The following is an 18,601-nucleotide window of genomic DNA, read 5'->3' as shown; positions in this document are numbered from 1 at the left end:
TTTTCAGCCTGACGTTACCGATTTTTACCGCCCCCCGCCTTATCCGCACACCGGGCGCGGGGCGTTGTCATTAAACTTGACGGACAATTTCCCTTGGGGCGAAGATACGCATACCAGCACAGCGAGGCAAGTTAGAGTAATGTCCAAAATTCTGGATTTCGCATTAGGCATGTTTTCCAATGACCTGGCCATCGACCTTGGCACGGCCAATACCTGCGTCTACGTCAAGGGACACGGTATTGTGCTGCGTGAACCGTCGGTGGTGGCCGTCAAAAAAGATGCGCGCGGCAACAATGTGGTTCTGGCCGTTGGCCAGGACGCCAAGCGCATGCTCGGCAGAACGCCCGGCAACATCTGGGCCATCCGCCCCATGAAGGACGGCGTCATTGCCGACTTTGAAGTGACCGAAGCCATGCTGCGCCACTTCATCGCCAAGGTACACAACTCGCGCCGCCTGGTGCGCCCGCGTATCATGATATGCGTGCCCACAGGCATCACCCAGGTTGAAAAACGCGCGGTGAAAGAATCGGCCCAGTCAGCCGGCGCACGTGAAGTATACCTCATCGAGGAGCCCATGGCAGCGGCCATTGGCGCGGATCTGCCCATTCAGGAACCTACCTCCAACATGGTGGTGGATATCGGCGGCGGCACCACGGAAGTGGCGGTCATCTCCCTTTCGGGCATCGTGTATTCGCGCTCGGTTCGCGTTGGCGGCGACAAGATGGACGAAGCCATCATGACGCACGTCAAGCGCAAGTATAACATGCTCATCGGTGAATCCTCGGCTGAAGAAATCAAGATCAAGATCGCCTCGGCCTATCCGCTCGATCCGGAACAGCAGATTGAGGTCAAGGGCCGCGACCTTGTGACGGGCATTCCCCAGAATATCATCATCACCTCGGAGGAAGTGCGCAAGGCCATTTCCGAACAGGTGGACAGCATAGTGCAGGCCGTGCGCATTGCCCTGGAACAGACGCCGCCCGAACTGGCGGCCGACATTGTGGACAGGGGCATAGTGCTCACGGGCGGCGGCGCGCTGCTCAAGGGCCTGGATCAGCTTTTGCGCGAAGAAACCTCCCTGCCCATCACGGTTGTGGACGACCCCCTGTCCACCGTTGTTGTGGGCACGGGCCGGGCTATGGACAACCTGCATATTCTTAAAGAAGTGTGCATCGACTGATTCGTGCGGCATACGCGCGCACCCAGCTTCAATGCCGGTTTGCTGACGGCGCCGTGCTGGAAAAACACATTCCAGCGTGGCGCCGCTCGCGTTTGAACGGTCTGCTCAACGGGAGCCCCTGCCTGTGACCCTGCGGCGTATTCTCATTCTTGCGGGCATCATGCTCATCCTTTTTCTTGCCATGTACTCCTGGAATCAACGCACGCGCGCGCTGGACGACCTTGCGGCGGAAATCGGCCTCGAACTGGCCGGAGCCGTGCTCAAGCCCCTGCGCAGCCTCCAGGATTCCGGTCAGGACATGTGGGACCGCTATTTTGACCTTGTGGCCGTTCGTGAAGAAAACGAAGACCTCAAGCAGCGCGTCAACGAGCTTGAGGCCAAACTGCTGGCCAACGGCGAAGACATGGCGGAACTCAAGCGCTTGCGCGCCCTCATCCAGTTGCCGGTAGACCAGAGCTGGCGCCCTCTCGGCGCGCGGGTGCTGGCCGGGCGCATGGGCCCCAACGCCGTGCTTGACAGCATCACCATCAGCCGTGGCTACAGCACGGGCGGCCGACCCGGCACGCCCATCGTCACCCATCAGGGTCTTGTGGGCCGCGTGCTCAAGGCCAGCGCTCACAGCGCCATTGCCCTGCTGCTCACTGATCCTGGCAGCCGCATCGCCGTCTTTGCGCAAGAAACCCGCGCCCCCGGCATCCTTACCGGGCACGGCACCGGCCAGCCGATGGAAGTGAATTTCGTGCAGCGCGCGGCAAGGGTGCACGAAGGGGAAATACTCATCACCTCCGGGCTGGACGGCAAATACCCCAAGGGCATACCCGTGGCCAAGGTGCTCAGCGTCGCCCCCTCTGACTACACCCAGTTCATGGCCATCAAGGCCGAACCGCTGGTGGACCTGCACCATCTGGAAGAAGTGCTGCTGCTGGAGCCCACAGGCATAGCGCCGCCTCCGGATCTGGGCGCGCCGCCCAAAGAAATTCACGGGCCTCCCGCGCCCGCTCGCCCCGGCTCATGAGCGCCCTGCGCGACATCCTCTGGTGGCTCTGCTTTCTGGCCGTGGCTGTGGGCATACAGGCGGCGGTTCCGGGGCTGGACGTCATGGCGGTGGGTCTTATTATTCTGCTGCAGGAAAGGGACTACAAAAACATGCTCTGGTTGCTGCCAGCCTTCATCCTCTTGCAGGAAGGCATGGGAACCAGGGTCTTTGGCGGCGTCATCGTCTGGTACGCGGCCGTTATAATGCTGTTTCGCATGGGACGCTGGCTGTTTGAGGCCGAGAATTTTTTATTCATTTTTCTTCTTTCGGCCTGCATGGGCGGGGCGTATTACGCAGTGGCATGGCTTATGGCCCCACTGCAGGACCTGCCCTTCAATACGCATGACATACTGGATAAAAGCCTGATCCAGGCAATCTTCATACCCTTTGCCTGGAAATTACTGGTGGCAACCCGCCGTGGGAAGGGCCATGTTTCGGAAAGCTAAGAAGAGCCTGCTCGGCGCAAAAGACAAGCACGCCAGCAAGGGCATACGCTCCTGGCTGAAAATCCAGGTTGAAAGCGAAGGCTACCAGCCCCCGCGCGGCGGGGTCATCCTGCTTCAGGTGCTGGTTGGTCTGCTGTTTTTTGTTTTTGTGGTGCGCTTCTGGTATCTGCAGATGCACCGTGGGGCAGAGTTTGCGCAGCAGGCACAGAACAACCGCCTGCGCATCGAGCGCATCTTCGCCCCGCGAGGCCGCATCATGGACGATCAGGGCAAGGTGCTGGCCGACAACCGCACGGCCTACGGCCTTTCGCTGGTGCGCGAAGACTGCCCCGACATCCCCGCGACCCTGGCCCAGATCAGCGCGTGGTCGGGCATTCCCCTGCCGCAGATTTGGGACAAGTTCCGTCAGGACAGGTTCAAGGTCAAATCATTTGAACCGCTCCTGATGATTACAGATATCGATTTCGACCTCGTGGCCCGCATCGAATCGGAAATCTATGCGTGGCCCGGCCTTGAAATCGTGGTACGCACCAAGCGCAGCTACCCTGAAAAAGACCTCTTTGCGCACGTGCTCGGCTATGTGGCTGAAGCCAACGAGCAGGAAATGGCCGCAGACAGCGCCCTTGCCATGGGCGACCTTGTGGGCAAGCAGGGCCTGGAACTGGAGCTGGAAAAGCAGTTGCGCGGCCGCAAGGGCCTCTACGACGTCGAGGTGGACGCCCACTCCCGCGTACTGGGCAAATTTTTGCGTGAAGAACCCCGTGGCGGCAAGGAAATACGCCTCTCGCTGGACAGAGACCTTCAGGAGGCTGCCTGGAACGCCCTTGGCGGCGAGGCTGGCTGCGTTGTCGTTATGGAACCGAACACGGGCAAGCTGCGCGCGCTCGTCACCTCGCCCGCCTATGACAACAACCTTTTTGCGGCGGGCATTTCCCAGCGCGACTGGGACGCCCTGCGCACCAACAGCCGTTTTCCCCTGCAAAACCGGGTCATCCAGAGCGTGTATCCGCCAGGCTCGGTGTGGAAGCTGGTCGTGGCCGCCATGCTGCTGGAGCGTGGCGTCAGCCCGCGTGAAAGCGTGAACTGCTCCGGGCAGGTCACGCTTGGCAACCAGATCTTCCGCTGCTGGAAGCGCGGCGGACATGGCGCACAGGACATGCAGAACGCCCTGATCAACTCCTGCGACGTTTATTTTTATCAGATGGGCGAGCGCATGGGCATCGACAAGCTGGAGGAATTTGCCAAGGCCAGCGGCTTCGGCCGCCCCACCGGCATTGACCTGCCGCACGAAAAATCCGGACTTGTGCCCTCCAAGGACTGGAAGCGCCGCCGCTTCGGCCGCCCCTGGGTGCGCGGCGAGACCTACAACGTTTCCATCGGCCAGGGCTATACCCTGGTTACCCCCGTGCAGATGGCCGTATTTGTCGCGGGCCTGCTCAACGGCGGCGACCTGCTCAAGCCCCAGTTGCTGGATGACGCGCCGCGCGAAATCAAGGGCCACATACCTGCCAAGCCCTCTACCCTCAATTTTGTGGTTGAGGCCATGCGCAAAACGGCCGCGGGCGGCACGGCCAGGGTGGTGGGCCGCAAGGACGCCGACATGGGCGGCAAAACGGGCACGGCCCAGGTGGTCAAACTCAAGATGGCCGCCAACGACCGCCGCCTGCGCACCCACGAAATGGAATACGCCCAGCGCGATCACGCCTGGGTTACCACATGGGGCATCAAGGACGGCAAATCCTATGTGGTGGTGGTCATGGTCGAGCACGGCGGCGGCGGCTCCAGCGTGGCTGGTCCCGTGGCAAAAAAAGTCTACGATCACCTTTTTGGCCCCGACCCCAACGCTCCGGCGGCTCCTGTAATTCAGGCCCCGGTCAGCCCGGGGGAACGGGCCGACTAGAACAGAGCAACTTTGAAATGAGAAGCATTTCAAAGTTTTCATTCAGCCGAAAAATGCGATTCTCGGCTGAATCCACGCCACGTTGTGGCGCGCTGCACTGTCGTGCAGCGTTAGAGCATTTACACTTTTTCAAAGGTAAAATGCTCTAAGAACGCCAGCATGGGCGGCACCCCTTTTTACGGCCTTGGAACATGTTCTGACCAGGTAGACGCGCATGGATAAAAGTCTTCTCAGCTATATCAACTGGGGCCTCCTGGCCTGCATGCTGCTGCTCTATCTTGTGGGCGTGGGCAATCTGTATTCGGCCAGCGGTACGCGGGTCGAATCCGGGCTGGCCTTCAACAGCTTTTACCAGCGCCAGATTATCTGGGGCCTGTGCGGTCTGGCCTGCATGCTGCTGGCCATGATGTTTGACTACCGGCAGTTGCGCAACCTGGCCTGGCCCTTCTTTTTTCTGACCATATTTCTGCTGCTGCTGGTGCCCATTGCGGGCAAGACCGTGTACGGAGCCAAGCGCTGGATATCGCTTGGCTTCATGAGCCTTCAGCCCTCCGAACTGGCCAAGCTTTCAGTGCTGGTGCTGGCTGCCCGGCTGCTGGCACGCGACAGCCGCCCCCTTGGCTGGAAGGACTTTTTCTCCGTATTCTTCATCTGCCTGCTGCCCTGCGCCCTCATCATCACCCAGCCAGACCTTGGCACCACCATGCTCCTTCTGCTTATCCTGGCGGGCATGATACTTTTTCACGGGCTCAAGGGCTATGTGCTGAAAACATGCCTTCTGGCCGTGCCCGGCGTAGGGGCTCTCATGTGGTTTGTGGGCATGCACGACTATCAGCGCCAGCGCATTCTGACCTTCCTTGACCCGACTACCGACCCGCGCGGCACCGGCTACCACATCATCCAGTCGCGCATCGCCATCGGCTCCGGCGAACTGTGGGGCAAGGGCTTCAGAGAGGGCACGCAAAGCCAGCTACGCTTTCTTCCAGAACGCCATTCGGACTTTGCCGTGGCCGTTTTTGGCGAGGAATGGGGCTTTGTGGGCTGCGTTGCCCTGGTCACCCTGTTCTGCCTCTTTCTGCTTTCCATCTTTTCCACAGCCGTGCAGGCCAAGGATCGTTTTGGCAGCATGCTGGTGGTCGGAGTATTCTTTTACTTTTTCTGGCAGATACTTATCAACATGGGTATGGTCATCGGCATCATGCCCGTGGTGGGCATTCCGCTGCCCTTCATCAGCTACGGGGGCAGCGCCACTCTGGTCAATTTCACGCTGCTGGGCATAGTGCTCAACGTGTCCATGCGGCGATTCATGTTCAAGGGTTAATGCAAATATAACGGGGAGACTGCTGTGGCCAAGGACGAAATAGCCTACCTGGGTTCCGATACCGTTTATGAAGGCAAGCTGCATTTCAAGGGCACCGTACGCATTGAAGGCAAGTACAATGGCGAGATCGTGAGCGAAGGCACACTGAATGTGGGCAAGGACGCTCAGGTCACCGGCACGCTTGATGTGGGCGAACTTCTGCTCTCTGGCCGGTTCTCCGGCGAAATCACGGCCCGTCGCCGCGTGGTGGTGTACGGATCGGGCATACTTGAAGGCCGCGTGCAAACCCCCGTGCTGCTGACCGAAGAGGGCGGCATCATTGAAGGGCAGGTGAGCATGCAGAGCTCCGGCAAGGTCAAAGCCTAGACAGTGCGGTCACGCGCGCCTTTTCAGTTATTTCTGCGTCAAACTTCGCCTTTTATTCCGGTCGAGTACCATCAGAGTACACTCCCTGCATAAAAGGCTCGTTCTCCTTGATATAACTGAAAATTCATCTCGTGACCACACTGTCTGGGGGCTATGTTGTTTTGAGGTTTTTGTGGGGGAGGGACCCTTTTGCAAAAGGGTCTCCTCCCCCACGCCCCCACCCCCTAAAACTCTTGGTATGATTTTGCAGAGTTTAAAGGGTTTTCTGTTATAGAGTAGGGACGTTAGAACATTTTACCTTTGAAAAAGTGTAAACGCTCTAACGCTGCTCTCGCTACTGCAACGTGTGTTCTGACGTGAACGCGCGCCAAAACGCCTCCCACCAAAATACCGCCAGCAAGAAATACAGCCTGCTCAGGCGCACCCGCCCGCGCAGAATTTTTACTTCGCCCCGGCTGCGCCCCAAGGGGCCGCCTCCCCCGCCATTTGCCCCATATGGCAAAATAGCGCATACTCACACACTGGCACGTTGCACAACCGACACAGTCAGTTGGCAGTATGGCTTTGCATATGCGTATGCGCAGAGCCGCCAGAAACGCCCCCGGCGTTTACCCGCTTAGCGACATTGCGACCCCCATGGCGGACGCCTGTTCTCGCGCTCCGCCAGAGCAACTTCAAAGTGCACTTGCTTGAGTGGCCCCAGGCCGCAGTACAGCCAGACTACTTTGCAACGCTTTCTTCAAGGAGGCACACATGGCACAAGACTATTTTCGCGCTCTCAGAGATGTTGCGCTGGTCATCAACTCCAGCCTTGAGCCCAAGGATGTCCTGCACAAAATAACCGAACAGACAGCCGTCACCATGGGCTGCAAGGCCAGCACCATCCGCCTGCTGGACAGCACGGGCCGCTTTTTGCTGCCCAGCGCGGCCTACGGGCTTTCCGGCACCTACCTGCGCAAGGGGCCGGTGGAAGTGAAACGCAGCGGCATGGACGGCGAAGTCCTTGCCGGCAAAACCATCCACCTCAAGGACGCCGCCGCTGACGGACGCTTTCAGTACCCCGATTCGGCCAGGGCAGAAGGCCTTGTTTCCGTTCTGTCCGCCCCGCTGATGGTGGACGGCAAGGCCATTGGCCTTATCCGCGTATATTCCGCAAAAGAACGTGAGTTCACGGCCGACGAACAGACCTTTATGGAAGCCGTGGCCGCCATTTCGGCCCTGGCCATTGAAAACGCGCGCCTGCATGAGGCGCTGCGCAACAATTACGAACTGATGACCAAGCACGCGTACTCGGTTTACGAAGACTAGCCGCTTACCTTTGAAATGCCTGGCATTTCAATGAGTCATTTTGCCGAAAATGCGCTTTTCGGCAAAACCCGCGTCACGCTGTGGCGCGCGGCGCCTTGGTGCAGCAGTGGAGCATGTACCTTTTTTTCAGAAGACACTTCCCTCTAGTTTGTGAGGATTTCTCATATGAGCAAAATCAGAATAGGCATCAATGGCTTTGGCCGCATCGGCAGGCAGGTTTTTCGCGCCCTGCACAAGAGCTACCGCGACCGCGTGGAAGTGGTGGCCATCAACGACCTTTTTGACGCTGAAACCAACTTTCACCTGCTGGAATACGATTCCGTATACGGACGCGCCTATCTGGACGCCAAGATCGACGGCACAGAAGTGACCGTGGGCGACTGGAAGGTGCACTGCTTCGCCGAGCGCGACCCCAAGCAGCTTGCCTGGGGTGAATACGGCGTGGACATTGTGGTGGAAAGCACGGGCATATTCCGCAAGGCTTCCCAGTGCTCCGTCCACATTGAAAACGGGGCCAAAAAGGTCATCATCACCGCTCCGGCCAAGGAAGAAGACATCACCATCGTCATGGGCGTCAACCATCAGGAATACGATCCGGCCAAACACCACATCGTGTCCAACGCCTCGTGCACGACCAACTGCCTTGCCCCCGTGGCCCTGGTGCTGCAAAACGAATTCGGCATCCAGATCGGCAACATGACCACCATCCACTCCTACACCAACGACCAGCGCATTCTGGACATGGCCCACAAGGACCCCCGCCGTGCCCGCGCCGCCGCGTGCAATATCATTCCCACGTCCACTGGCGCGGCGCAGGCCGTGGCCAAGGTCATCCCCGCGCTCAAGGGCAAGTTCAGCGGCTACTCGCTGCGCGTGCCCACGCCCACCGTGTCTGTGGTGGACTTCAGCGGCATCCTTGAAAAGGAAACCGACACCGAAACCCTGCTGGGCAAGCTCAAGGACGCCTCGGAGACCTACCTCAAAGGCATTCTTGAATACAACGACAAGGCCCTGGTTTCCATGGACTTCAAGGGCAACCCGGCCTCCTCCATCCTTGAGGCTTCCTACACCACGGTGCAGGACGGCAAGATGGTCAAGGTGGTGGCCTGGTACGACAACGAGTGGGGCTACTCCTGCCGCGTTTGCGACCTGGCCTGCCTCATGGCTGAAAAGGGCATCTAGCACAGAGTAGCGCTGAAATGTTTCACGTTTCAACTTCTCGCTCTGCCGAAAAATACGATAACATCGCTGGCTGACCCTGCCGCACGCAACAAAAAATCCCCGTGGGAATCCACGGGGATTTTATTGTGTATCAGTCGGTTACGGCCTGTTACGTGCCTATTGGACGCCCTTTATGCGCCCTTTATAGGCCTGCTGTGCCCATGGATCGCGCCTGGCACAGCCGCGAGCGCGAAAGGGCATGCCCGCCCAGGCTCGAGGCTCAGACGGCGGCCGGATCAGGCAAAGGCGTAGCCAGCTTCCAGAGCCTTCATGTTGGCCGGAATAAGCTTGGCATAGTGGGCGCTTGTCACTCTTTTGATGGTTTCCTGCACTTCCACGAGCGGCAGCGCTCCCGTGGCCTTGAGCCACGCGCCGAGAGCCACCATGTTGGCCATCTTCACATTGCCCAGTTCATGGGCCATGTCGTTGACCGGGACATAGACAGTGCGCAGGGAGGCGTCCAGAAGCTCCTTGCCCACCAGGGAGGCGTTGACCACCTGCACCCCGTCCTTGTGCAGACGCGGCTGGAACTTGGTCAGCGAGGGTTCGTTGAGAATGATGGTGGACAAAGGTTCACGTACCAGCGGCGAGCCAATGGCGTGTTCGTCCATAACCACGGTGCAGTTGGCCGTGCCGCCGCGCATTTCCGCGCCGTACACGGGGATGAAGCTCACCTCAAGGCCGTGCTCCATGCCTGCCTGTGCCAGAAGGTTGCCTATGAGCATGACCCCCTGGCCGCCGAACCCGGCGATAATGACGTCCTGATAGCTACTCACGGCCTGCCTCCCCGGCTGTATGCCCCTTTGCGGCTTCTGCGGCGGGCACGGTTACATCCTTGTACACGCCCAGAGGAAACACGGGAATCATGGCCTCGGCAATGCGCTTGTTGGCGGCTATGGGGTCCATATGCCAGTTGGTGGGGCAGCCGGAAAGCAGCTCGATAAAGCCAAAGCCGAGCCCCTGCAACTGCACGTCAAAAGCCTTGCGCACGGCCTTTTTGGCGGCGCGCACGTTTTTGACGGAATCCAGCGAGCAGCGCGCGGCATAGGCCACGCCGTCCAGCTGGGCCATGATTTCGGCCATGCGGATGGGGCCGCCCTCATTGCCAAGGCTGCGGCCCTGGCGCGTGGTGGTGGTTTTTTGCCCCAGCAGCGTGGTGGGGGCCATCTGCCCGCCCGTCATGCCGTACACCGTATTGTTGATGAAGATGGTGGTGATCTTTTCGCCACGGTTGGCCGCGTGCAGGGATTCGGCCATGCCGATGGCGGCCATGTCGCCGTCGCCCTGATAGGTGAAGACCACGGATTCCGGCCTGGCGCGGCGCACGCCCGTTGCCACGGCGCAGGCGCGCCCGTGCGGGGCTTCAAGGCCGTCCACGTTGAAGTAGTCATAGGTAAAGGTGGCGCAGCCCACTGCGGCCACAAGTATGGTGCGATCCGCCACGCCCAGTTCGTGCAGCACCTCGCTGACAAGCCTGTGGGCTATGCCGTGGTGGCAGCCGGGGCAGTAGTGGGTCTGGCGCTCGTTGAGCACGGGATTTGTATCAAAAACCAGGGTTTCGCCCTCTTGCGGCAGCCATTGGGCGTCCATTTGCTGAGATGACATGGCTATTTCTCCTTGAGGGCCTGTAGCATGGGTTCACGCAGGGCGTCAGCCCCGATGAAGAGGCCGGGCATGATGCCGTGCCAGAGCACGGTTGACGCGCTTACGCCGGGCTGGGCAAAAAGGGCCAGCCGTACGTCTTCCACCATCTGCCCCGTATTCTGTTCCATTACCAGGAAGCGGCGGCCAGGCACGAGCGCGCGCAGTGCTGCATCCGGATAAGGAAAGAGCGTGATGGGGCGGAACAGGCCAATCTTGTGCCCCTCGGCCCGCAACTGGCGTATGGCGCTGCGGGCTATGCGGGCAATGGAGCCAAAGGCCACCACCACAAGCTCGGCGTCGTCAACGTCCACGCATTCCCACGCGCACTCGGCCTTCATGGCCTCGTGCTTTGCCATGAGCATGCGGTTGCGCTCGGCCAGCGCGCCTTCGGCAAGATACACGGACTTGAGCAGGCGCGGCGCGGCCTTGGCCCCCCGCTTGCCGTAACCTTCAAGCCTCCAGTCCTTGCTCATGGCCGCCAGCGCTTCGGGCGACACCGCGTCAGCAGGCGTCACGCGCCGCACGGGTTCCTTTATCTGGCCCACAATGGCGTCGCCCAGCACCATGACCGGGTTGGCGTACTTGAAGGCCAGGGCAAAGGCACGGAACATGAAATCATAGCATTCCTGGGCCGTGGCCGGGGCCAGCGTCAGGTTGCGGTGGTCGCCGTGACCGCCGCCCTTGACGGCCTGAAAATAGTCGCCCTGCGAGGGGCCGATGTCGCCAAGGCCCGGCCCGCCGCGCTGCATGTTGACCATGACGCCCGGAATATGGCTGCCCGCCATGTAGGAAATGCCTTCCTGCATGAGGGATACGCCGCAACTGGATGAGGACGTGAGCGCCGGAATGCCGCAGGCCGCAGCGCCGAGCAGCATGTTGACAGCCGCCACTTCGCTTTCGGCCTGCACAAACTGGCCGCCGTTCTCCGGCAGCAGCGAGGAAAGCACTTCGGGGATTTCATTCTGCGGCGTGATGGGGTAGCCGAAATAGCAGCGGCAGCCTGCGTCCACAGCGCCAAAGGCCACGGCTTCATTGCCTTTTATGAGAATGCGTTCAGAGGAGTTTTGGCCCTGACTCATGCCGCGCCCCCTTTCTTTTTTTCACTTTTGAACACGCGAATGGCCACATCGGGGCACATGAGAGCGCAGGAGGCGCAGCCGGTGCACTGCCCGTCCATCTCCATAACCTCGTAGCCATGACGGTTAAAACGGCCTGATGGCCGTAAAATATGCACAGGACAGGCTTCCACACACAGGCGGCAGCCCTTGCAGCGTTCTTCCAGAAAAACGACTCGTGACATGTATGCTCCTTGAGGCGCCTTGCCCGCCGGGGGGATGGGAACGGACAGTCTTGCGACAGGCCGTTCCGGGAGGCTTTGCCGTCAAAGCCTCGTCTGTGCCCAGGTCATGCCGCATCGGGACCATCCCGCGAGGCAGACCATGCCGTTGCCAGCCGCCATTCCGGCGTGCCGGAAAAGCTGACAGCCAGCGGCAAAGGGCGTCAGCGGATCAGCATGGCATCCCCATATGAAAAAAATCTGTACCCATTGGCAATGGCCTCGGCGTAGGCGTCCAGCATGCGCTTGCGCCCCGCGAAGGCTGCCACCAGCATAAGCAGTGAGGATTCCGGCAGATGGAAGTTGGTCACAAGACCTTCAACCACGCGGAACGGCCTGCCGGGATACAAAAAAATGTCCGTCCAGCCCATGTAGGCCTGCACCCTGCCGCAGAGTTCCGCCACGCCCTCTAGGGTGCGCAGGCTGGTTGTGCCCACGGCGATGACGGGTCTTTTCTGCGCGCGCGCCTCGGCTATGGCCAGAGCCGTGGATTCAGGAACTTCCACGTATTCCCTGTGCATGCGGTGACTGCGGATGTCGGGTGTGCGCACGGGGCTGAAGGTGCCGTACCCAACATATAGGGTTACTTCTGCCCATTGGAAGCCCCTTTCGGCCAACTTTTCCCGCAGGGGCGGCGTAAAGTGCAGGCCCGCCGTGGGCGCGGCCACCGACCCCGTCTTGTCCTGCCGGGCATAGACGGTCTGGTAGCGGCTCAAATCCTCTTCGCCGTCAGGGCGCTTGATATAAGGCGGCAGGGGGATATGCCCCGTGGCCGCAAAGGCCGCAGCCAGATCGCCCTTCCAGCCCAGGCGCACGCGGCGCTGCCCGAAGGGGCCGGATTCCAGCACGGTCACGCGGATGCCAGCGCCAAAATCAAAAGTTTCCCCTTCACGGATGCTGCCGCCAGAACGCACAAGCCCTTCAGCCTCTGCGAAAAAGCCGCCGCTTTTGTCGGCCTTGGCCCGCTCCACCACCAGGGGCAGGGGCGTGAGCAGCAAAAATTCCACCTTGCCGCCCGTGGAGCGCGTACCCAAAAGACGCGCCTGCAATACACGGGAATTGTTCGCTATCAATAATGCCCCTTCGGGCAGACAGTCCGGCAGATCACTGAACATTTTATGGTGCAGGTCAAGTGCGCCCGTGCGCGGCATGACAAGCAGCCGCGAACTGCCCCGTTCTTCAGGGGGAAACTGGGCTATCTGTTCCTGCGGCAGGTCGAAGTTGTAATTTTCCAGTAAGAAATCCGCTTCCTCAATGTGCATGGCTTCCGGGCCTTGGTTATATGTTCCCGCCAGTTGCGCCGCTGCCGCTCTTGTCAGCGCGGGGCGTTGAGGCTAGGGTGACTTGATTGCCCCCCTCGGCATTACGATGGGAGGGAAGGAGTATAGCCATGCGGCGGCCTCTTGTCATCATTGCGTTACTGGCACTTCTCGCAACGCTTTCGGGCTGCGCCTCCATTGGGCTGGAAAATCCTTTTTCCAACGACCCTCTGACCGGCGGCACAGATACCACCACAAGCCTGCTGCTTGGCGTGCCCACACCCGCAGGCATGCAGCGCTATGGCTCGCACGGCTTTCAGGATTTTGGCCCCGGCGGCGGGCGTCAGGGGCTGGAAGTGCTGCGCGGCAAGGTGGACACGGGCTTTGCGGCACAGATCATGTACTCCGGTCTGCAAAGCCAGGGCTGGCAGTTGCGCCTGGCCCTGCGCAAGGGCGCGCGCGCCGTTTATGTGTATGACCGTGGTTCCACCATGGCGGTGCTGAGCTTTGACAGCCAGACCTTGCTGACTGTTCTGAATATCTGGGTGGCCGACCGCCTGCCCGACGGCTCCCCCCTGCCCATGCAGGACGCCGCAGGCTCAAGCGGCGGGCCAAGTGGTTCCGACGGCCTTGGCGGATCAGGCGATGCCGGCGGCATGAACACCGCCCCACAGGGCGGGCAGCCCGGCCGCAGCGGCGGTACATCCGGCAGCGGCGGCAGCGGCATACAGGAGCGAAATTTATGATCGACCAGAAAAGCGGCCTGAAAACGCCCTTTGATCACAGCACACGCTTTGCGCAAAAGCGCCTGCATCTCGGCGTGTGCGGCTCCGTGGCCTGCTACCGGGCTGCGGATCTTCTCAGGGCCTGGTGCGGCATGGGCATCCATGTTTCGGCCACGCTCACGCCCGGAGCGCGGCATTTTGTGACGCCCATGCTTTTCGAATCCCTGGGCGCAACGCCTGTCTACGAAGACATGTTCACTTCCGGGCAAGAAATTTTCGCCCACCTTGAACCGGGGCAGCACGCCCACGTCATGGTGGTGGCCCCGGCCTCGGCCGACGCGCTCTTCCGCCTTGCCCACGGCGCCGCCGACGACATGCTGGCCGCGCAGGCACTGGCCTTTGACGGGCCTCTTGTCATTGCCCCGGCCATGAATCCCCGCATGTGGGCCAACCCCGCCACCCAGGCCAATGTGACCCTGCTGCGCGAGCGTGGAGCCTGCATCGTTGCCCCCGGCTGCGGCGGTACCGCCTGCGGCGACGAGGGCGAAGGCAGGCTGGCCCCCCTGCACGACATTTTTCTCGCCGCCTTGCGGGCGCTGTCTCCGCAGGACATGGCGGGCAGACGCGTGATGGTCACCCTTGGCCCCACGCGCGAAGCCTGGGACGGGGTACGCTTCTGGTCCAACCCCTCCAGCGGCCTCATGGGCGCGGCCCTGGCCGTATGCGCATGGCTGCGCGGCGCGGAGGTCACGGCCATATGCGGCCCCGGCGTGCGCACTCGCATGCCGCAGGGCATAGCCAGGCGGGACGTCGTCAGCGCCAGAGACATGTTTGCCGTGGCCGCCAACCTCTGGCCCCAAATGGATGTGGGCATGTTCACCGCCGCTGTGGCGGACTTTTCACCCAAGCCCATGGGCGGGCGCAAGTTCAAAAAATCCGAAGCCCCGGAGGGCTTCAGCCTGGACTTTCAGCCCAATCCCGACATTTTGCAAAGCCTTGCGGAGCAGCGCGCGCCCGGACAGAAAATTCTGGCCTTTGCCGCTGAAACCGCGCCGGACATGCACGCCCTGCTGCCCCTGGCCCACGCCAAGCTTGCCCGCAAAAAGGCCGACCTCCTGGCTGGCAACCTCGTCAATGCTGCGGACAGCGGCTTTGGCTCGCCCACCAACAGCATGGCAGTGGTGGACGCCAAGGGACGCGAAGAAATCTGGCCCAACCAGAGCAAGGCCGACGTGGCCTGGGAGTTGTGTTCGTGGCTTTTGCGTATGTAAATCCCCTGTCAGCCCTGTGGCAACGCCGGGGCCTCTCCAACCTGCTCATGCCCGAAGGCTTTGACGCCTTTGCGCCGCAGTCTGAAACCACGGCCCGGCCTCCCATGCACGGGCCTGCGAGCGGGTCTGCAGGCTGGTCTGCGGGCAGTGCTGCGAGCAGCCATGGCGGCAGACAGGCCGGAACGGCCACGTTCTCCGGACAAACAGGATTATCACGGCAGGCGGGAACGCCCGCACAGGCCGGAAATTCCGGTCCTACAGGCGTAACGGGCCCAGCAGGAACATCAGCACAGTCGGAGCCAACCGGACAAAGCTCAAGGCCCACGCGCCGACCTGCCGCCCCTGCCAGCCAGGCCGAGCCGTCCGGGCAGGCCCCGTATGGCGCACCGCGCCAGCCCGCGCCCGGCGTGCAGGCAAACGCTGCCTCCGGCCTCCCCTGGAAGCCCCTGCCGCCCCATGTCTGGCCCTCACCCTGGCGTCAGCAACTGGAAAAAACACGGCCCGGCCTGGTGCTGTGGACCTACTGGAATCTCGGTCTTGACCTCTGCGATCCGCAGGCAGAAGGCCGCCTTGAGCGCAGGGGCTTCTTGCAGAAACTGCTTCAGGATCTGGCGCACCCTGCCGGAACCCACACCTTCTGGCCTGCCGGCATGCCCGCCGCGCCGGAAGACCGCACCCCCGGCACGGACGAAGGCCTTGTGCCCCACGCCGACGCCTTCTGGTCGGGAACCTCGCGCCTCGGCGCACGGGGCGTGGTGGTTATGGGCTCCGCAGCCGTCAAGGCGCTGGGCCTGCCCCCCGGCCTGCGGCCCCTCCAGCAGACCCGCTACCGGGGCCACATGGTGTGGATACTGTGGGATGTGGACTATATGCAGCGCGAAGACCAGCGCTATGCCTCCACGCTGGCCTTTTTGCGGCAGTCCCTGCGACAAATCGCCCGCTAGACGTAGTGTAAGATTACGGTGAAATATTTTGTGGGGGAGGGACTCGCGCGCATTCAGCCCCTGCGGAAGCCATACCATTTTGAAATATTTTGTGGGGGAGGGACCCTTTTGTAAAAGGGTCTCCTCCCCCACGCCCCCTCCCCCTAAAACTTTTGGGGAAACGCTGATTTATTTCGTTTGGCGGACTTGCTTCACTTTTTTTGAAACAGTCGAGGACGGAAGAGTCCACTCCTGCTTCAAAAAAAGAGCGCGCCTTGCCAAACGAAATAACTGCGCGTTTCCTGGAGGTTCGTTAATCAGGGATTCCGAAGAGTAATTTCAAAATGAAATTGCTCTAAAATACGGGGTGCCGCAGGGGAAGGAAGGTCTTGGCCATCAACCGGGGCCGTACCGCCGCTGCGCCCAGCCCGAAGTGTTGTTACTTTTTTTGAAGCCACGCGGGGGCACACCAGCCCCTGTAAAACACGCGCCGCCCTGCGCTTTTTTTCGGTGCGGGCATCTGCAAAAGCTTTTTCCGGCTGCGGAGGATTTTGTGTTTATCGCCATGGGCCTCATGTTTCTGGGTATTGCCGTGGGCCTTCTGCTGCGCGGCAGGCCTCTGGCCGCCAAACTCGCGCGCTGCGTCACCCCGGCCATCATGCTGCTGCTCTTTGCCCTCGGCATTTCCGTGGGCGGCAACACCACCCTCATGGCGAACCTGCCCAAACTGGGCGGCGCTGCTGTTGTGCTCACCGTAAGCGCTATTGCGGGCTCTATTGCCTGCGTGCTCTGCATCCGCCGTTTTTTCCGCCAACCGCCGGAACCCGACGCCCTCACCACGCCCCCTGACACCGGGGGCCAGACGGGCGCGCCGTCTTCTTCCAGCCGTGTCAGCCGTGCCAGCCGTGCCAGCCATGCCAGCCAGGAGGACTCACAGGCATGAAAGGCAGCCTCGTCATCCTGTTTTTTTTCGGCGCTGGCGTACTGCTGGCCCGCATGGGCTTTATCCCCGACTACTTCATTGAACACGACATGACGCTCTACATGCTGTGGCTGCTCATGATCCTTGTGGGCATCTCAATGGGGTCGGACAGACGGCTTGGCGAAATGCTGCGCAGCCTGCGGCCCCGTGTGCTGCTGCTCCCCCTGGCCACCACGGTGGGCACCTTTGCCGGAACAGCCCTTGTCAGCCTTTTTCTCGTGTACAGCGCTGCCGAATGCATGGCTGTGGGCGCGGGATTTGCCTACTATTCGCTTTCTTCCATCTTCATCACGCAATACAAGGGGCCGGAGCTGGGAACCATTGCCCTTATCAGCAATATTCTGCGCGAACTCTTCACCCTGCTCTTCACGCCGCTGCTGGTGCGCTATATGGGCCCTATTGCGGCCATCAGCTGCGGCGGCGCTTCCACTGTCGATACCACCCTGCCAGTCATTACCCGCTACGCCGGAAACCAGTGGGTGTTCATATCCATTGTGCACGCCCTTGTGCTGGACTTCAGCGTGCCCTTCTGGGTGACGTTTTTTTGCAGCATTTGAGAGACGGTACAGCGAGCCTTCTGATCTCAAGTGGCGGCTCCAGAGGTCACGCCGTTACGCATGAACCAGAAAAAAGAAATGTGACGGGCCGCCTTGCCAGGAGAGTAAAAAACCATAAGTATGGGTGAAGAGCCAGAACACAGCCTCTGGAGGATATGGATCATGGCCCGCATGCGCTCAGCCAAACAAAAACTGAAAGATACCATCAACAGTCCGGAATGGCGCAGCCATCTTGACGAAATAGCCAAGGGCGGCCTTGAAAACGTGGGCCCGCTGTTTTCTTTTCTCTTGCTCGGCCCGCAAACCATGCACCGCGCCGCCGCGGCTCTGGGGCAGGTAACGGCCCGGCTTGCCGAAACACAGCCCGAGGCCGCCAAAAACATCATCCGCCGCCTCATGTGGCACCTCAATGAAGAATCCGGCAATATCGGTTGGGGCATCCCCAATGCCTTTGCCGAAATTCTGGCCGCCAGCGCCCCCCTTGCCAAGGATTTTCACCGCATTCTTATTTCCTACATCATTGACCTTGGTCATGACGACAATTTTTGCGACCACGACATCCTGCGGCGCTCCTGCTACTGGGGCATAGGCCGACTTGCGCAGGCACGGCCGGAGATGTGCCTTGGCGCGCGAAAATGGCTGCTCAAGGGACTGGAAGACCAGGATGTCATCTGCCGGGGCATGGCCGCCTGGGCCCTGAGCCAGTTGCCCCCCGACCTTATGGACGCCCCCGCCCTGCGCCGCCTGGCTGACGCCGGGCTTGAAGAACAGTGCGAACTCTTTGACGGCAATGACGTGTATGAAAAAAGCGTCAGCCAGATAGCCCGCGACGCGCTGGAAAAACTCGCGGCCTGATTTTCCACCCAATTTCTACGAAAAAAGCCCCCGAATGGGGGCTTTTTTTCATGAACGCCCGCGCGGCGCGCGCGTGCTATCTGAGAGCAAATACGCTTTGAACTGTCGTGCTTTCTAGAGCAGATTAATTTGAACTGCTTCACATCCCAAAGTTTTCATTCAGTCACGTTGTGGCGCGCTGCACGTTCGTGCAGCGTTAGAGCATTTACACTTTTTCAAAGTTAACATGCTCTATAATAAAAGTTTTAGGGGGTGGGGGCGTGGGGGAGGT

The 18,601-nt window shown here is 60.7% G+C and carries 19 protein-coding genes; 14 read left to right on the top strand and 5 right to left on the bottom strand.

Annotated elements, in window-relative coordinates:
* Window positions 1-139 precede the first annotated feature (139 nt).
* From RBR41_RS05895 to gap, 8 genes are all read left to right on the top strand, one after another.
* Window positions 140-1,180 (top strand): rod shape-determining protein, encoded by a 1,041-nt coding sequence (locus RBR41_RS05895; RefSeq protein WP_179980274.1) that lies wholly within the window; start codon window positions 140-142, stop codon window positions 1,178-1,180.
* A 124-nt stretch (window positions 1,181-1,304) separates the two neighbouring features.
* Window positions 1,305-2,195 (top strand): rod shape-determining protein MreC, encoded by an 891-nt coding sequence (mreC, locus tag RBR41_RS05890; RefSeq protein WP_320351656.1) that lies wholly within the window; start codon window positions 1,305-1,307, stop codon window positions 2,193-2,195.
* Window positions 2,192-2,662: a hypothetical protein gene (locus RBR41_RS05885; RefSeq protein ID WP_320351655.1), complete on the top strand. Its 471-nt coding sequence runs from the start codon at window positions 2,192-2,194 to the stop codon at window positions 2,660-2,662. Before mreC ends, RBR41_RS05885 begins: the two co-directional genes overlap by 4 nt.
* Complete coding sequence (gene mrdA, locus RBR41_RS05880; protein ID WP_320351654.1) at window positions 2,646-4,562, top strand: penicillin-binding protein 2; 1,917 nt, start codon at window positions 2,646-2,648, stop codon at window positions 4,560-4,562. Before RBR41_RS05885 ends, mrdA begins: the two co-directional genes overlap by 17 nt.
* A gap of 214 nt (window positions 4,563-4,776) precedes the next feature.
* A complete protein-coding gene (gene rodA / locus RBR41_RS05875) occupies window positions 4,777-5,883 on the top strand; it encodes a rod shape-determining protein RodA (RefSeq protein WP_320351653.1) in 1,107 nt (368 codons plus the stop codon).
* A gap of 24 nt (window positions 5,884-5,907) precedes the next feature.
* Window positions 5,908-6,249, top strand: a complete 342-nt coding sequence (locus RBR41_RS05870; RefSeq protein ID WP_179980278.1) for a bactofilin family protein — start codon at window positions 5,908-5,910, stop codon at window positions 6,247-6,249.
* Between the two features lie 753 nt (window positions 6,250-7,002).
* The gene (locus RBR41_RS05865) at window positions 7,003-7,557 is read left to right on the top strand and encodes a GAF domain-containing protein (RefSeq protein WP_320351652.1); all 555 of its coding nucleotides are present in this window, start codon (window positions 7,003-7,005) and stop codon (window positions 7,555-7,557) included.
* Between the two features lie 165 nt (window positions 7,558-7,722).
* Window positions 7,723-8,739, top strand: a complete 1,017-nt coding sequence (gap, locus tag RBR41_RS05860; protein WP_320351651.1) for a type I glyceraldehyde-3-phosphate dehydrogenase — start codon at window positions 7,723-7,725, stop codon at window positions 8,737-8,739.
* A gap of 275 nt (window positions 8,740-9,014) precedes the next feature.
* On the opposite strand, the gene RBR41_RS05855 is transcribed toward gap, so the two are convergent.
* The 5 genes from RBR41_RS05855 to queA all read right to left on the bottom strand — a co-directional run bounded on the left by RBR41_RS05855 (window position 9,015) and on the right by queA (window position 13,020).
* A complete protein-coding gene (locus RBR41_RS05855; protein ID WP_320351650.1) occupies window positions 9,015-9,554 on the bottom strand; it encodes a 2-oxoacid:acceptor oxidoreductase family protein in 540 nt (179 codons plus the stop codon).
* Window positions 9,547-10,383: a thiamine pyrophosphate-dependent enzyme gene (locus RBR41_RS05850; RefSeq protein WP_413785131.1), complete on the bottom strand. Its 837-nt coding sequence runs from the start codon at window positions 10,381-10,383 to the stop codon at window positions 9,547-9,549. The genes RBR41_RS05855 and RBR41_RS05850 overlap by 8 nt, the downstream gene beginning before the upstream one ends.
* 2 nt (window positions 10,384-10,385) lie before the next feature.
* A complete protein-coding gene (gene vorB, locus RBR41_RS05845; RefSeq protein WP_320351649.1) occupies window positions 10,386-11,501 on the bottom strand; it encodes a 3-methyl-2-oxobutanoate dehydrogenase subunit VorB in 1,116 nt (371 codons plus the stop codon).
* On the bottom strand, window positions 11,498-11,722 hold the full coding sequence (locus RBR41_RS05840; protein WP_320351648.1) for a ferredoxin family protein: 225 nt from the start codon (window positions 11,720-11,722) through the stop codon (window positions 11,498-11,500). Before RBR41_RS05840 ends, vorB begins: the two co-directional genes overlap by 4 nt.
* A 200-nt stretch (window positions 11,723-11,922) precedes the next feature.
* Window positions 11,923-13,020 carry a tRNA preQ1(34) S-adenosylmethionine ribosyltransferase-isomerase QueA gene (queA, locus tag RBR41_RS05835; protein WP_320351647.1) on the bottom strand — a complete coding sequence of 366 codons (1,098 nt, stop codon included), beginning with the start codon at window positions 13,018-13,020 and terminating at the stop codon, window positions 11,923-11,925.
* 128 nt (window positions 13,021-13,148) lie between these two features.
* Here queA and RBR41_RS05830 point away from each other — a divergent pair, with 128 nt between their 5' ends.
* The 6 genes from RBR41_RS05830 (at window position 13,149) to RBR41_RS05805 (ending at window position 18,330) form a co-directional block, all read left to right on the top strand.
* Window positions 13,149-13,763 (top strand): hypothetical protein, encoded by a 615-nt coding sequence (locus RBR41_RS05830; RefSeq protein ID WP_320351646.1) that lies wholly within the window; start codon window positions 13,149-13,151, stop codon window positions 13,761-13,763.
* Window positions 13,760-15,013, top strand: coding sequence for a bifunctional phosphopantothenoylcysteine decarboxylase/phosphopantothenate--cysteine ligase CoaBC (gene coaBC / locus RBR41_RS05825; protein WP_320351645.1), 1,254 nt, complete (start codon window positions 13,760-13,762; stop codon window positions 15,011-15,013). The genes RBR41_RS05830 and coaBC overlap by 4 nt, the downstream gene beginning before the upstream one ends.
* Entirely contained in the window at window positions 14,995-15,957 is a 963-nt protein-coding gene (locus RBR41_RS05820) for a hypothetical protein (RefSeq protein ID WP_320351644.1), read from the top strand. The genes coaBC and RBR41_RS05820 overlap by 19 nt, the downstream gene beginning before the upstream one ends.
* Before the next feature lie 532 nt (window positions 15,958-16,489).
* Window positions 16,490-16,879, top strand: a complete 390-nt coding sequence (locus RBR41_RS05815; protein ID WP_320351643.1) for a LysO family transporter — start codon at window positions 16,490-16,492, stop codon at window positions 16,877-16,879.
* Window positions 16,876-17,475, top strand: coding sequence for a lysine exporter LysO family protein (locus RBR41_RS05810; protein WP_320351642.1), 600 nt, complete (start codon window positions 16,876-16,878; stop codon window positions 17,473-17,475). The genes RBR41_RS05815 and RBR41_RS05810 overlap by 4 nt, the downstream gene beginning before the upstream one ends.
* Window positions 17,476-17,637: 162 nt before the next feature.
* Window positions 17,638-18,330 carry a DVU0298 family protein gene (locus tag RBR41_RS05805; protein WP_320351641.1) on the top strand — a complete coding sequence of 231 codons (693 nt, stop codon included), beginning with the start codon at window positions 17,638-17,640 and terminating at the stop codon, window positions 18,328-18,330.
* Window positions 18,331-18,601: the final 271 nt, after the last annotated feature.

It is taken from the genome of Desulfovibrio sp., assembly GCF_034006445.1.
In the GTDB taxonomy this organism is placed as follows: domain Bacteria; phylum Desulfobacterota; class Desulfovibrionia; order Desulfovibrionales; family Desulfovibrionaceae; genus Desulfovibrio.
Note: the sequence above shows the minus strand (reverse complement) of the source record. Positions and strands in the feature narration are given on the sequence as shown.

Bases quoted from the DNA above. Each gene is read 5' to 3' on its own strand.
- RBR41_RS05895 (WP_179980274.1), top strand. From the start codon at position 140: ATGTCCAAAATTCTGGATTTCGCATTAGGCATGTTTTCCAATGACCTG.
- RBR41_RS05885 (WP_320351655.1), top strand. From the start codon at position 2,192: ATGAGCGCCCTGCGCGACATCCTCTGGTGGCTCTGCTTTCTGGCCGTG.
- mrdA (WP_320351654.1), top strand. From the start codon at position 2,646: ATGTTTCGGAAAGCTAAGAAGAGCCTGCTCGGCGCAAAAGACAAGCAC.
- rodA (WP_320351653.1), top strand. From the start codon at position 4,777: ATGGATAAAAGTCTTCTCAGCTATATCAACTGGGGCCTCCTGGCCTGC.
- RBR41_RS05865 (WP_320351652.1), top strand. From the start codon at position 7,003: ATGGCACAAGACTATTTTCGCGCTCTCAGAGATGTTGCGCTGGTCATC.
- gap (WP_320351651.1), top strand. From the start codon at position 7,723: ATGAGCAAAATCAGAATAGGCATCAATGGCTTTGGCCGCATCGGCAGG.
- RBR41_RS05850 (WP_413785131.1), bottom strand. From the start codon at position 10,383: ATGTCATCTCAGCAAATGGACGCCCAATGGCTGCCGCAAGAGGGCGAA.
- vorB (WP_320351649.1), bottom strand. From the start codon at position 11,501: ATGAGTCAGGGCCAAAACTCCTCTGAACGCATTCTCATAAAAGGCAAT.
- RBR41_RS05840 (WP_320351648.1), bottom strand. From the start codon at position 11,722: ATGTCACGAGTCGTTTTTCTGGAAGAACGCTGCAAGGGCTGCCGCCTG.
- queA (WP_320351647.1), bottom strand. From the start codon at position 13,020: ATGCACATTGAGGAAGCGGATTTCTTACTGGAAAATTACAACTTCGAC.
- RBR41_RS05830 (WP_320351646.1), top strand. From the start codon at position 13,149: ATGCGGCGGCCTCTTGTCATCATTGCGTTACTGGCACTTCTCGCAACG.
- coaBC (WP_320351645.1), top strand. From the start codon at position 13,760: ATGATCGACCAGAAAAGCGGCCTGAAAACGCCCTTTGATCACAGCACA.
- RBR41_RS05810 (WP_320351642.1), top strand. From the start codon at position 16,876: ATGAAAGGCAGCCTCGTCATCCTGTTTTTTTTCGGCGCTGGCGTACTG.
- RBR41_RS05805 (WP_320351641.1), top strand. From the start codon at position 17,638: ATGGCCCGCATGCGCTCAGCCAAACAAAAACTGAAAGATACCATCAAC.